This is a genomic window from Corallococcus caeni, from assembly GCF_036245865.1.
GTDB classification, from domain to species: Bacteria; Myxococcota; Myxococcia; order Myxococcales; family Myxococcaceae; genus Corallococcus; species Corallococcus caeni.
In genome coordinates, this window is the sequence record NZ_BTTW01000005.1 from 330,706 (window position 1) to 343,911 (window position 13,206).

General features: G+C 70.8%; 12 protein-coding genes. 5 read left to right on the top strand and 7 right to left on the bottom strand.

The annotated features are described in order from the left end of the window. Nucleotides 1-77 precede the first annotated feature (77 nt). Both AABA78_RS22625 and AABA78_RS22630 read left to right on the top strand, forming a co-directional pair. Nucleotides 78-1,124, top strand: coding sequence for an NAD(P)-dependent alcohol dehydrogenase (locus tag AABA78_RS22625; protein ID WP_338265643.1), 1,047 nt, complete (start codon nucleotides 78-80; stop codon nucleotides 1,122-1,124). A gap of 826 nt (nucleotides 1,125-1,950) precedes the next feature. Next, nucleotides 1,951-3,282, top strand: coding sequence for a FadR/GntR family transcriptional regulator (locus AABA78_RS22630; RefSeq protein WP_338265645.1), 1,332 nt, complete (start codon nucleotides 1,951-1,953; stop codon nucleotides 3,280-3,282). On the opposite strand, the gene AABA78_RS22635 is transcribed toward AABA78_RS22630, so the two are convergent. Then, complete coding sequence (locus tag AABA78_RS22635; protein ID WP_338265647.1) at nucleotides 3,194-3,655, bottom strand: DoxX family membrane protein; 462 nt, start codon at nucleotides 3,653-3,655, stop codon at nucleotides 3,194-3,196. The two genes, AABA78_RS22630 and AABA78_RS22635, sit on opposite strands and share 89 nt — an antisense overlap. A gap of 152 nt (nucleotides 3,656-3,807) precedes the next feature. After that, complete coding sequence (gene poxB, locus AABA78_RS22640) at nucleotides 3,808-5,544, bottom strand: ubiquinone-dependent pyruvate dehydrogenase (protein WP_338265648.1); 1,737 nt, start codon at nucleotides 5,542-5,544, stop codon at nucleotides 3,808-3,810. A 225-nt stretch (nucleotides 5,545-5,769) separates the two neighbouring features. Between poxB and AABA78_RS22645 the strand changes: the two genes are divergently transcribed. Beyond that, nucleotides 5,770-7,287 (top strand): MBL fold metallo-hydrolase, encoded by a 1,518-nt coding sequence (locus AABA78_RS22645; RefSeq protein ID WP_338265650.1) that lies wholly within the window; start codon nucleotides 5,770-5,772, stop codon nucleotides 7,285-7,287. Nucleotides 7,288-7,762: 475 nt separating this feature from the next. On the opposite strand, the gene AABA78_RS22650 is transcribed toward AABA78_RS22645, so the two are convergent. Genes AABA78_RS22650 through AABA78_RS22660 form a run of 3 tightly spaced genes read right to left on the bottom strand, consistent with a single transcriptional unit; the run spans nucleotide 7,763 to nucleotide 10,739 of the window. After that, complete coding sequence (locus AABA78_RS22650) at nucleotides 7,763-8,545, bottom strand: LytR/AlgR family response regulator transcription factor (protein ID WP_338265652.1); 783 nt, start codon at nucleotides 8,543-8,545, stop codon at nucleotides 7,763-7,765. Beyond that, on the bottom strand, nucleotides 8,538-9,704 hold the full coding sequence (locus AABA78_RS22655; RefSeq protein WP_338265654.1) for a sensor histidine kinase: 1,167 nt from the start codon (nucleotides 9,702-9,704) through the stop codon (nucleotides 8,538-8,540). Before AABA78_RS22655 ends, AABA78_RS22650 begins: the two co-directional genes overlap by 8 nt. 15 nt (nucleotides 9,705-9,719) lie before the next feature. Then, nucleotides 9,720-10,739, bottom strand: a complete 1,020-nt coding sequence (locus AABA78_RS22660; RefSeq protein ID WP_338265656.1) for a zinc-binding alcohol dehydrogenase family protein — start codon at nucleotides 10,737-10,739, stop codon at nucleotides 9,720-9,722. A gap of 87 nt (nucleotides 10,740-10,826) precedes the next feature. On the opposite strand from AABA78_RS22660, the gene AABA78_RS22665 reads away from it, so the two are divergent. Further along, entirely contained in the window at nucleotides 10,827-11,210 is a 384-nt protein-coding gene (locus tag AABA78_RS22665) for a winged helix-turn-helix transcriptional regulator (RefSeq protein ID WP_120524826.1), read from the top strand. Nucleotides 11,211-11,228: 18 nt separating this feature from the next. Here AABA78_RS22665 and AABA78_RS22670 read toward each other — a convergent pair whose 3' ends face one another. Together AABA78_RS22670 and trhA are read right to left on the bottom strand one after the other, a co-directional pair. Next, on the bottom strand, nucleotides 11,229-11,645 hold the full coding sequence (locus AABA78_RS22670) for a hypothetical protein (RefSeq protein WP_338265658.1): 417 nt from the start codon (nucleotides 11,643-11,645) through the stop codon (nucleotides 11,229-11,231). A gap of 52 nt (nucleotides 11,646-11,697) precedes the next feature. Beyond that, nucleotides 11,698-12,333 carry a PAQR family membrane homeostasis protein TrhA gene (gene trhA / locus AABA78_RS22675; protein WP_171413310.1) on the bottom strand — a complete coding sequence of 212 codons (636 nt, stop codon included), beginning with the start codon at nucleotides 12,331-12,333 and terminating at the stop codon, nucleotides 11,698-11,700. A 149-nt stretch (nucleotides 12,334-12,482) separates the two neighbouring features. On the opposite strand from trhA, the gene AABA78_RS22680 reads away from it, so the two are divergent. Beyond that, nucleotides 12,483-13,121 (top strand): TetR/AcrR family transcriptional regulator, encoded by a 639-nt coding sequence (locus AABA78_RS22680; RefSeq protein ID WP_338265661.1) that lies wholly within the window; start codon nucleotides 12,483-12,485, stop codon nucleotides 13,119-13,121. The last annotated feature ends 85 nt before the right edge of the window (nucleotides 13,122-13,206 follow it).

Consider the following 13,206-nt stretch of genomic DNA (forward strand, 5'->3'; position numbering starts at 1 on the left):
ATTCCATCCGTTTCTCGAATGAGGCTTCCAGCGCATGTTTCCGGGCGTCACGCGGTACCACCCCAGGAGCACTGCCCATGATTCCCGCTCGCGGTTACGCGGCCCCGGACGCCCGGTCCCCGCTCGCCCCCTTCTCCTTCGAGCGCCGCGAGCCCGGCCCTCGCGACGTCCAGTTGGAGATCCTCTACTGCGGCGTCTGCCACACGGACCTGCACATGGCCCGCGACGACTGGGGCTTCTCGCCATACCCGCTGGTGCCGGGGCACGAAATCGTGGGCCGCGTGGTGCGCGTGGGCCGCGACGTGACGAGGTTCCGGCCGGGGGACCTGGCGGGCGTGGGCACGATGGTGGATTCGTGCCGCGCCTGCGCGGACTGCCAGGACGGGTATGAGCAGTACTGCAAGGTCCGCGGCGTGCTGACCTACGGCAGCCCCGAGCAGGACGGAAAGGCCTTCACGCAGGGCGGCTATTCGGACAGCGTCGTGGTGGACGAGCACTTCGCGCTGAAGGTGCCCGCGAACCTGGACCCCGCGGCGGTGGCGCCGCTCCTGTGCGCGGGCATTACCACGTACTCACCGCTGCGCCACTGGAAGGTGGGGCCGGGCCAGAAGGTCGGCGTGGTGGGGCTGGGCGGGCTGGGGCACCTGGGCGTGAAGTTCGCGCTGGCGCTGGGCGCGCACGTCACCGTGTTCAGCCACACCGACCGCAAGAAGCAGGACGCGCTGCGGCTGGGCGCTCACGAGGTGGTGGTGTCGTCGAGGCCGGAGGAGCTGGCGGCGAAGGCGAACTCGCTCGACTTCATCCTCGACACGGTGTCCGCGGCCCATGACGTCAACGCCTACCTGGGGCTGCTGCGGCGCGACGGGCACCTGGTGCTGGTGGGCTTCCCGGCGAAGCCGCTGGAGGTGGCGCCCATCTCGCTGCTCTCCCGCCGCGCCAGCTTCTCCGGCTCCGGCACCGGCGGCCTGCCGGAGACGCAGGCGATGCTCGACTTCTGCGGCGAGCACGGCATCGTCTCCGACATCGAACTCATTCCCATCCAGGCCATCAACGAAGCGTTCACGCGACTGGAGAAGGGCGACGTGAGGTACCGCTTCGTCATCGACCTCAAGAGCCTGAAATAGGCCCGGCCCCTTTCAATCCCTGGCGCAAGCACAAGCAGCGCGCGAAGCCTCGCGCCTCAGGGGGACCGCATGGCAGGCGTCATCCACCTCGACAGCGTGACCGACGACCACGGGGGTGCTCGAACTTCGAGCACCATCCCGCCAAGGTCCGGGGCAAGACCTGGCCGACCACCGAGCACTTCTTGCAGGCCCGGAAGCTCAAGAATGCCTCGGACCAGGAGGAGCCCCGCGGGGCCAGCTCCCCGATGCTGGCGGCGTGCATGGGCCGCAACCGCAAGCCTCGCCGCGACTGAAAGTCCGTGAAGGTGGCGGTGATGCGGGAGGCGCTCCAGGCGAAGTTCTCCCAACATGAGGACCTCGCACGCCTGCTCCGGGCCACTGGCGACAAAGCGGGTGGAGCAAACGGAGAACGACGTCCACTGGGGCGACGGAGGAGACGGCAGCGGCAGCAACATGCGGGGCCGCCTCCTCATGGAGCTGCGTGAAGCGGCCAGGTAGGCCGCCAACGGTTCGCCCCAAGCGCCTCCGCGACGGCGAGCATCTCGCGGAGCGCATCGGTGAGCCGCGACGGAGTGTTCGCGCCGACGCCAAGGCAGGGCGCCACGGAAAGAGGCCGCCTGCCGGGCGCGCTCTCCAGAAACCTGTCCGACTGTCGGACACGTTTGCGCCACATGGGGCCCAGCCCGCGAACGTGTCCGACTGTCCGACCGGTTCGCGCCGTTCGGTCCCGGAGAGGGTCCCCGCATGGAAGACAACGCGTGCGGTGGGGCAGCGCGTCCATGTCAGACCCCCATGGTTGGATGGCGACGCTGGAACGAGAAGGGGGATGAGGATGGGGCGGGGCGGACTCGTGGCGTACGTGGAAGCGCAGCTTGAGCGCGACATCATGCAGGGGCGGCTGCCGCCAGGCGGGCAGTTCGGCTCGGAAGCGAAGCTGGCGCGGCACTATGAGACCTGCCGGGGCACCATTCGCGAAGCACTGCGGCGGCTGGCGGCGCGGGGGCTGGTGGTGCAACGCCCCGGACGCAAGACGCGAGCAGTGGCGCTGGATGAGTCGCTGACGCTGGAGAACCTGGGGCTGGCACTGCATGACGCGCGCACCCCGGAAGCCCGGTGGCTCCTGGAGAGCGCCTTCAGCCTCAAGCGGCAGGTGCTGCTGGAGCTCCTGAGCGACTGCTGCGCGAGGGGCTCTGAGCTGGACCTGAACCGGCTGGCGGACGCGTGCTACAAGTTGCAGGACGCGGCACACTGGGAGTCAGGGGCCTGGTGCGCGCAGGTGGAATTCGAGTTGCTGCGGCTGGCGGCCAGGGTGGCGGAGCGTCCCGGGTACGTGCTCCTCGTTCAGTCCCTGCAGCGGGCCTTCCTGGGAGGCGTGGCCCAACTGCTGCCCCTCATGGGCGGAGAGCTGCTACGCGAGTGGGCCTGGTGCGCGATGAGGGCCCTGGGAGAGCGCGACGCGCTGGCCCTCCAGCACAAGCTGCCGGTACTGATGAAGGCGTGCGATGAGCGCGTGCTCGCGCAATTCGCGCCTGCCGTCCCCGAAGCGCACCGCGCCCAGGACTGCCTCCTCGACGCTCCCGCACCGGTAGTCGCGCCTGCTGCGTCAGCTGCCGCGCAAGACGAGGAGCTGGCGACACACCCTGATGGTGAGGAGCACGTCCCTTGCGGCCTCGCGACAGCGACCGCGCGGGAGACGCACCCTGACATCGAGGCGCCGGGCCTCGGCCACCTTGCGCCCGCTTCCGAGGCCATCGGGGACCTCAAGGTTGCGCCCCGCCCCCATGCGGAAACCCTCCCCATGGAACCGGACAGCGAGGCGCTGTTTCCAGCGCCCGCCGGGTTCGACTCCAGCGAGCCTGATGAAGTGTGCGTCAGGGACATGCAGGGCGCGGTCTTGGGAGTCCTGTCCGGCTGCCGGGCAGGTCGGGGCACCTCGTCTCCGATGGGGGACCCGCAGTTCGAGCCTCCATCCACCGGCGCCCTCGGGCACACCGGGGGAGCGGTGCGCAACGAGGGGGGACTGCTCCACGCCATCCTGGGCCGCCTTCGCCGGGGGGCTGCGCGCCTGCTCAGGAAGGCGTCACGCGCATGGCGAGCATCGGGCGGTACACCGCCCGGTAGGACCAGGCGAGGAACAGCTCCGCCGCCAGGAGCATGACCGCCAGGCCCAGGCCCGCCGGCGCGAGGAGGGCGTGCGTCAGGAAGATGTTCACGATGACCGGCGCGATGATCGCCAGCGCCAGCGGGACGAAGCGGTTGGACAGCAGCAGCAACCCAGCCACCGTCTCCGTGCCCTTCACCAGCCAGAACAGGAAGCCCGTCGCCTTCATCGCGATGCCGAAGGCCACCGCCGGATCCGCCGGGTTCAGGTCCTTGGGCGTGGGGATGAACTCCAGGAACCCGTTCAGGCCGAAGACAAAGAACACCAGCCCCATGAACACGCGGGCCGCCGTCGGCAGGTGGCGGGCGAACGACTTCTTCTTCGGGGTGGCCTCCACCTCGGGGGTGGAGGAGGAAAGGGCGGCGTCCATGGCGTACTCCGTGGCAGGTAAGAGCGCGGGGCTTCTACTCCACGTCGAAGCAGGGGCCCACGAATCGACACGCCCTCTTTTTTATCGGTGCGGCAGCCTGCCTACATGGCCGTACGCCCTGCCAACACGCGTCCCCGGGAACAGCAGGGGGTTCAGCGCCAGAGGTTCGTGCGCGCCAGTTCCAGCACCTCGGTGGTGCGGCCGTTGAGCAGGGCCTTGATGCCGAACAGGGTGAAGCCCGCGGCCATGGACGCGGTGATGCGCGGGGGCATCACCAGCTCCGCCTTGCTGACCACGGCGTCCACCAGCACGGGGCCCGGCGTCGCGAGCGCCTGCTGGACGGCTTCGTCCACCTGCCCCGGATCCTCCACGCGCAGTCCCTTCATGCCCAGCGCTTCCGCCAGCGCGGCGAAGTTCGTGGGGTGCATCGCGGTGCCCACGCTGAGCATGCCGCCCACCTGCTGCTCCATGGCCACGAAGCCCAGGGAGCTGTTGTTGAACACGACGATCTTGATGGGCAGCGACAGCTGCACCAGGGTGAGCACGTCCCCCATCAGCATCGTGAAGCCGCCGTCGCCGGAGAAGGAGACGACCTGCCGGTCCGGGAAGGCCTTCTGCGCGCCAATCGCCTGCGCGAGCGCGCTGGCCATGGAGCCGTGGTTGAAGGAGCCCACCAACCTCCGGCCGCCCTTCATGGTCGCGTAGCGCGCGGCCCACACCGTGGGCAGGCCCACGTCGCAGGTGAAGATGGCGTCGTCGGCCCCCTGGAGGTCGAACGCGCGGGCCACCTGCGGCGGGTGGATGGGCTTGCGGCCGACAGTGCCCTGCCCCAGCGCGTCCAACTCCTCACGCGTCTTGCGGTAGTGCGCGAGCGCGCGCTCCAGGTGCTTCGCGTCGCTACGGGCCTCCAGCCTGGGCAGGAGCGCCTGGAGCGTCGGCGTCACGCTGCCCACCACGCCCAGGTCCACGCGCGTGCGCTTGCCGATGTTCTCCGGGCGCACGTCCACCTGGATGACGCGCGTGTCCTCGCGGTCCGGGTAGAACTGCCGGTAGGGGAAGTCCGTGCCCAGCATCACCAGCACGTCGCAGTCGATCATCGCCCAGTACCCGGACGCGTAGCCGATGAGCCCCGTGAGCCCCACGAAGTGGGGGTTGTCCTTCTCCACGAACTCCTTGCCCCGGAGGGCGGAGACGACGGGCGCCTGGAGCCGCTTCGCCAGCTCCACCACCTGCGGCCCCGCGTCCTCGCAGCCCGCGCCACACAGGAGCGTCACGCGGCCCCCGGCGTTGAGCAGCGTGGCCAGCTGCTCCAGTGATTCGGCGGAGGGCAGCACCTGGGGCGCGGAGAGCCGCAGGGACTCCGCGGTGGGCGGCCGGGATGGCTCCTCCTTCTGCTGCGCGACGTCGCCGGGGATCACCACCACGGACACGCCGCGCTTGCCCAGGGCGTTGCGCACGGCGATCTCCGCGGTGCGCTGCATCTGGTTGGGGGCGGAGATGAGCTCGCAGTAGTGGCTGCACTCGCGGAAGAGGTTCTCCGGGTGGGTCTCCTGGAAGTAGCCGGTGCCCAGCTCCACGGAGGGAATCTGCGCCGCGATGGCCAGCACCGGCACCCGGCTGCGGTGGCAGTCATAGAGGCCGTTGATGAGGTGGGTGTTGCCGGGGCCGCAGCTGCCCGCGCACACCGCGAGCTGCCCGGTGAGGTGCGCCTCCGCGCCGGCCGCGAAGGCGGCGGCCTCCTCGCTGCGCATGGGGACCCATTCGATGTCGCCGCGCTTGCGCAGCGCCTCGGTGATGGCGTTGAGGCTGTCGCCCACCACCCCGTAGATGCGCTTCACCCCCGCGAGCGCGAGGACCTCCACGAATTGATCCGCCGCCGTCCGCTTCATCGTCCACCCCTGGCCCCGGGCGTCTTCACCCGGGGCGAAGATGTGCACCGTCCCATCGCCCTGCGACCGGCCGTGCGGCCGGGCCCCGGGTCAGGCTGGTTGCCAGGTGTGGGGGACGGCCGGGCCTCCACCATTCGCCGCGCTCCGCCCACCGTTCGCCGCGCCGTTCGCGTCACTGGCGGCATGGCCCCCGAGGGCAGGCTCCGGCCAGGACATCCTGGGTCCATGCGAAGACCCTTGCTGACCTCCGCTGTCGCCGTGCTGCTGCTCATCGCCCTGCCCGCCGCCGCCGCCGAGGACCCCGGCCGCGCCCACGTCCGCGCCGCCGCCGAGGCCATGGGCGGCGAGGCCCGGCTCCGCGCGCTCACGGGCCTGCGCATCCGGGGCGTGGGCCACTGGAACCTGCTGGAGCAGTCCGAGCGTCCCACGCCGCCCTTCCTCGTCATGTACGAGCAGTTCGACGAGGTGAGCGACCTGCGCCGGGGCCGTCTGCGTCAGAAGTCCGAGGCGCGCGGGGTGGTGATGGACGACTGGAGGAGCGTGACGATGCTGCTGGCCGACGGCGTGGCGGCGGCGGAGTTCGATGGGAAGTGGAGGCCCCTGGGCGCCGCGCAGCTCCAGGACCTCCAGGAGCGGATGGCCCTCGCGCCAGAGCACGTGCTGCTCGCGGCCCTGGACGCGAAGGACCTGCGAGCCCAGGCGGACACCGTGTTGCAGGAGGTGCCCCACCACGTGGTCGCCTTCCACCTGGACCGCGCGAGCGTGCGCCTGTTCCTCAACGCCCGCACGGGCCTGCCCACGGCGGTGGAGACGGTGGGCGCGCATCCGGAAGACCCTTTCTGGAGCGTCTGGGGCGACGTGCGCACGGTGCTGTCCTTCCAGGCGTGGTCCCTGGAGTCCGGCGGCCTGCGCTACCCGCGCCACTGGGAGTGGGCGCGCAACGGCCAGCCCCACCACTCCGTCACGGTGACGGCGGTGACGGTGGATCCGCCGCTCACGGACGCGGACTTCGCCGTGGCGGAGGACGTGAAGCAGGGCTTCGAGGCACGCCGCGCGAGGAAGCTGGACGACACGCCCGCGCTCCGTCCGGACGCTCCGCCCGTGGAGCTGGCGCCGGGCGTGGTGCAGCTGCCGGGCGCGTGGAACGTGGCGCTGGTGGCGCAGGAGGACGGCGTGGTGGTGGTGGAGGGGCCGCTCGCGTCGGGCTACTCGGCGCGCGTGCTGGAGGAGGCCGCGAAGCGCTTCCCGGGCCTGAAGGTGAAGGCCGTGGTGTCCACCAGCGATGCCTGGCCGCACGTTGGTGGGCTGCGGGAGTACGTGGCGCGGGGCATCCCGGTGTACGTGCTGGACCTCAACCGCGCGCTGGTGGAGCGGCTGGTGGCGTCGCCGCGCACGCTGCTCCCGGATGCGCTCGCGAGGAAGCCGCGCGCCGCGAAGCTCCAGGTCGTGGACGGGCGCCGGGTGCTGGGCAACGGGAAGAACCGGCTGGAGCTGGTCCCGGTGCGCACGGAGACGGGAGAGCGGATGGTGTTCGCGTGGCTGCCGGAGCACCGGCTGCTCTACACGTCGGACCTGGTGCAGCCCCAGCCGGACGGCGCGTTCTTCAACGTGCAGCAGGTGGATGAGACGGTGGAGGTGGCCACGCGCGAGAAGCTGCCGGTGGCCCGCGTGTTCGGCATGCACCTGAAGCCCACGGACTGGAGCGCGCTCACCACCGCCGTGGAGAAGGCCCGCGCGCGCTGAGGCCCGCGAGGGCTCCCCTTTCCGCGGCGCACCGCACGAACCTGTCCGACAGTCGGACAGGTTTGAAATCCGGAGTAGCACCCCGCGGAGCATCGACAGGTTTTGTTAGGCTTTCATGGTGACTGCCGAGAATCCCCTTCGGACCGCGTCGGAACTCGCCCAGGCAGGCAGGGCGGGTGAGGCCATCGCTTGCCTGGAGTCTGCTCTCGCTCGCACCCGGTCAGACAAGGAAAGGCCAGCCAACACATCCCTCCTGGCCAGGATAGCGGGACTCCACTGCGAGGTCGTCGGGAGACTTTCGCAAGCAGCGCTCTATTACGAAGAAGCGGTTGCTGGCGGTTGGGTCAGGCGGACAGCGCGCGTTCGTGCCTGGCAAGAGCCGAATCCATGGCTCAGTCCTCCTCTGATGCCGAGGCCCTGAAAATGGTCGCCAATCTCCGCGCGGAGTGGGCGAGCGACGACCGTTGATCATCTCTCAGCGGGCCCGGCCCAGGCGTCGCTCCAGGTGTTCACGGCGGCTGCGGCTCACTCGCAGGCGCTGGCCGCTTCGCAGCACCACCACCTGCTCCGTGGGCGAGGGCCGGTGCACCTCCTGGATGCACTCCACGTTGACGATGGCGGAGCGGTGGATGCGAACGAAGCGCTCCGGATCCAACCGCGCCTCCAGTGCCGCCAGGCTCTCGCGCAGCACGTGGGCCTTGCCGTCCGCGTGCAGCGTGACGCAGTAGTCGTCCGCTTCGATCCACTCGATGTCCGCGACCGGGACGAGCACGGAGCGCAGGCCCACGCGCACCAGCAGCCGGTCCGCGGGAGGTTCGGCGGGCCTTGGCGCCGGGCCCGCGTCCGCCAACAGGTCCGCGAGCCGCCGCCCCAGCTCCGCGGCCTCGCCCGCGCGCAGCCGCTGGCGGGCCCGGGCCAGGGCCTCGTCGAAGCGCGCGTCGTCGAAGGGCTTCACCAGGTAGTCCACCGCGTGCACGGTGAAGGCCTTCACGGCGAAGGTGTCGAACGCGGTGACGAAGATGACGGCGGGCATGTGCTCCGCGCCCACTTCGCGCAGCACGCCGAAGCCATCCAGCTCCGGCATCTGCACGTCCAGCAGCACCAGGTGGGGCCGCTGGGCGCGGATGGCCTCCACCGCCTCCCGGCCGTCGCGGCACTCACCGCTCACCACGGCGTCCGGATGGCGTGCGAGAGCCTGACGCAATCCCTTCCGGGCCAATGGCTCGTCATCCACCAGCAGCACCCGCAGCTCAGCCATGCGCCACCCTGGCGGTGCCCGGCATGGAACGCCATGGCAACAGGACCGTGGCCACGGTGCCATGCCCTTCCGCGTTGGCGACGCGCAGTTGCCCGGCTTCGCCGTAGAGCTGCGACAGGCGCGCGCGCGTGTTCGACAGGCCAATCCCGCTGGCCGCTTCCAGGTCGAAGTCCGGGGGCAACCCCGGGCCGTCGTCACTCACGGTCAGCTCCAGCGCGTCACCGCGCCGCCGCGCACGGATGCGCAGCACCCCGGACGCGGACCGCATGCCGATGCCGTGACGGAGCGCGTTCTCCGCGAGCGGCTGGAGCACCAGGTGGGGCACCCGGGCATCCAGCGCGTCCGGCTCCACGGCCCACTCCACGCGCAGCCGGTCCGCGAAGCGCAGCTGCTGGAGCTCCAGGTAGCGTGACAGCACCGCCACCTCGTCGCGCAGGGACACCTCCTGGGTGGCGCCCTGCTGGAGCAGCTGACGAAGCAGGTCGCTCAGCAACACCAGCATGCGCGCGGCCTCTTCCGTCTCCCGCTCGCGCACCAGCACGACGATGGCGTTGAGCGTGTTGAACAAGAAGTGCGGTTGCAGCTGCGTCTGGAGCGCGAGCAGCCGGGACTCGGCCAGCTGCACCGCGAGCGCCGCGGCCTGCCGCTCGCTGTCCCGCGCTCGCTGGGAGGCCCGGGTGGCGGAGGCCACCGCCAGCACCGTCGCGTAGGCCATGCCCATCATCGGCAGCCAGCCCCACCACACCTGCAGCCAGCGCGCGGCCCAGGCCGTCTCCCTTCCAGGCATGGGCATGAACACGGCCGTCGTCACCGCGTACACACCCGCGAAGAGGGCCCCCACGCCCAGGCACGCCGCCAGGTGCACGAACACCGGGCGCGGACGCGGGGGGCTCAAGGGCTCACGCGCCGCGAGCCGGGCGAGCCACGGCGTGAGCGGCAGCCACACGTACCAGGCGGGCACCTGTGCGGCGAGCACCCGCCATAGCGCGGGCGGCTCGGGCATGCCCCGGCTGAAGGTGTACGTCTCCAGCGCGGAGAAGAGCGCGGGCGCGGACCACACGGCGGCCCGCTTCGCCCAGGCTCGCCACGCACTTCCGGATGCGTCTTCCACGGAGTCCAAGAGGCCCGCGAGTCTACCGGCGGGCGCGGCGGACTTCACGGCCTCCGGAGCGCTTCAGGGAAAGCCGCTCAGCACAATCTTCCCCAGCGTGCGGCCCGTCTCCACCGCCGCGTGCGCGCGCCGCAGGTTGGCGGCGGTGAGCGGCCCGAAGTCCTGGGTCATGGTGGTGCGCAGCGTCCCCGCCTCCACCAGGTCCGCCACGGTGTCGAGCAGCCGCTGCTGGGACAGCGGATCCGCGTCGTAGAGGGCGCGGGTGAACATCAGCTCCCAGTGCAGCGCCAGGCTCTTGCGCTTCATCGCGTTCACGTCGAGCGGCGTCTGCGGGTCGTCGATGATGCCCAGGTGCCCGAACGGGGCCATCAGCTCCACCAGCTGCGCGAAGTGCTGCTCCGTCGCGGTGAGCGCCATCACGTAGCGCACGCCACCGGGCACCAGCGCCTGCACCTGCGCCGCCAGCGGCTGGCGGTGGTCCACCACGTGGTGAGCGCCCAACGACTTGCACCACTCCACCGTCTCCGGCCGCGACGCGGTGGCGATGACCGTGAGGTCCGTCAGCTTGCTGGCGAGCTGGATGGCCATGGACCCCACGCCGCCCGCGCCGCCCACCACGAGCAGCGCGTCCTTCGGGGTGCCCGTCTTCCGCTGGGGCACGCCCAGGCGCTCGAACAGCAGCTCCCACGCGGTGATGGAGGTGAGCGGCAGCGCGGCCGCCTGGGCGAACGTCAGCCCCTTGGGCTTGCGGCCCACGATGCGCGCGTCCACGACGTGCAGCTCGGAGTCCGTGCCGGGCTTCGCGATGGAGCCCGCGTAGAACACCTCGTCACCGGGGCGGAAGCGCTTCACGTCCCGGCCCACCGCCTCCACCACGCCCGCCGCGTCCCAGCCGAGCACGCGCGGTGAGGCCTCCACCTTGTCCTTGGGCGCGCGCACCTTCACGTCCACCGGGTTCACCGACACGGCGCGCACGCGCACCAGCAGGTCGCCGGGGCCGGGCGTGGGGTCGGGGAGCTCCACGTCGACGAAGGCTTCGGGGTGGTCACTGGGGAGGTACTTCGTGAGGGCGACAGCTCGCATGGGGGGCTCCTTTGCGTGCAACATCGTCCCGAAGGTTGAAGTGGACAAGTACGCAGGATTTCCGCCCATACGTACAAAAAGGGAACCATGGCCCGGCACAAGACCTATGACTGCTCCTCTGGTTGTCCGGTGTCCGCGACGCTGGATGTGATTGGCGGCAAGTGGAAGGGGCTCATCCTCTACCACCTGCTCGAAGGCACGCTCCGCTTCGGAGAGCTGCGCAAGCGCATCCCGGACGTCACGCAGCGGATGCTCACGCAGCACCTGCGCGAGCTGGAGGAGAGCGGGCTCGTGCACCGGCAGGTGTACGCGGAGGTCCCTCCGCGCGTCGAATACAGCCTCACGCCGCAAGGCCAGACACTGCGCGGCGTGATTGCCGCGCTCAAGTCCTGGGGAGAGACGTACCTGGGTCGGAAGGCCCCGGAGCAGGCGGCCTCGAAGCGCCGGCTCGCCGCCGTCGCGGGCCGCTGAGACAAGCGCCCGCCGCCGTTACTCCCGCTGGAGGAGCGTGAACTTCGGCTCCGAGGCGGCGTTCGAGGGAGGCCCCTCCCAGCGGATGGCGTCTCCCCGGCACTCGTAGGACGTCCAGCACTGGAAGCGCACGCCGCCCTCGCCGCACGCCACGTTGGTGACGGCGTCGGCCTCCAGCCGCGCGGCCTCGCCCTTCAGCATCTCCTGGAGGGCCGCGGGCGAGTAGTTGGTCCGGTAGATGCCACTGGTGCAGGTGGCCGCCTCGACCTCGCCCAGGAACTTGAACTTCCGCTGGGGCAGCTCCTCCGCCTTGACGATGGCGATGTTCGCCGCCCGCCGCCGCAGCTCCGGATCCCTCAGCGCATTCGACGTCGCGCAGCCCTGCCCCATCGCCAGGACCGCGACCCACAGCATTCCACGAAGATGAATGGACATGTCCCCTCCGGAGCGCTGCTCTAGCGCAGTCCGGCCGGGAAAGACAGACGCCCTACCCCGCCGCGCGCACCATGCGCAGCACCAGCACGAAGTGCAGCCCCGCGCCCACCAGCGTCATGGCGTGGAACACCTCGTGGTAGCCGAAGACGCCCGGCCGGGGGTTGGGCCGCTTGAAGGCATACGCGAGCGCCCCCAGCGTGTACGCCAACCCTCCGCCAAGGATGAGCACGATGGCGGAGGTGCCCAGCGCGCGGAAGACGTCGCCGAAGTACGGCATCATCGTCCACCCCACTCCAATGGCCAGCGCCGCCGTCACCCACTTGGGCGCGCCCACCCAGAACAGCGATTGCAGGATGCCCAGCACCGCGCCCGCGTAGAGCCACGCCATCAGCGTGTTGCCCACCTCCGGCGGCAGCCCCAGCAGGATGACCGGCGTGTACGTCCCCGCGATGAGCAGGAAGATGGCCGCGTGGTCCGCCCGCCGCATCCACGCACGCGCCTTCGGGGACCAGTTCACCCGGTGGTACGTCGCGCTGATGGTGAACAGCCCCACCAGGCTCAGCGCGTACAGCGAGGACGCCAGCACCGTGCGCGGCGTGGGCGCCATCGCCACCAGCACCACCCCCGCCCCCACCGCGAACGCCGCCGCCCACTGGTGCAGCACGCCCCGCAGCTTCGGCTTCTCCATTCCAGGCACCGCCGCGCTCACGCGCGCCCCATGGCGGACTCGACACCCTTCGAAACGCGGCATTTCATGACGGTGTCGGCTCCTCGCCGTACCTACGGGATGGTAGGTTTCGGTCCGGTAAGTTACTGGTGGGTAGGTTCGAGGTCAACTTGAAGAAGAGACAGCGGCTGACGGGCGCCGAGCGCCGGGTCCAGTTGATGGAGATTGGGCGGGCGGCCTTCGCGTCGAAGGGCTACGAGGCGACGTCCATCGAGGAGGTCGCCCAGCAGGCGGGCGTGTCCAAGCCCATCGTCTACGAGCACTTCGGAGCGAAGGAGGGACTGTACGCGGCCATCGTGGACCGGGAGATGGACGACCTGGTGGCGCGCGTGTCGGCGAGCATCGCGCAGGGCACGCCCCGGCAGCGCTTCGAGGACGCGGTGCTGGCGTTCATGGCCTACGTGAAGGACGAGCCGGCGGGCTTCGCGGTGCTCACGCGGGACTCGCCCACGGCGGCGGCGCGGCGCGGACTGACGCGCGTCATCGACGACCTGGCCCAGCGCGTGGGGGACGTCTTCCGCAGCGAGTTCGAGCGCGCCGGCTACCCGTCCAAGGTGGCGCCCATCTACGCCAACGCGCTGGTGGGCATGGTGACGCAGGTGGGCCACTGGTGGGCCGCGGAGGGCAAGGCCTTCTCCACGGAGAACGTGGCCCGCCACGTGGCGGCGCTCGGGTGGATGGGGTTGCGGCACCTCCCCAAGGACCCCGTCCCGCCCGGCGCGAAGCGCGAGGCGAAGCGCCGGGGCTGAAGCAGGGTGCGCGTCACCAGGACCTCGCGTGTGTGGGCAGGAGCTCGCTGATCGCCGCCGTGGCCGTTTCACGGCTCCCCGAGTC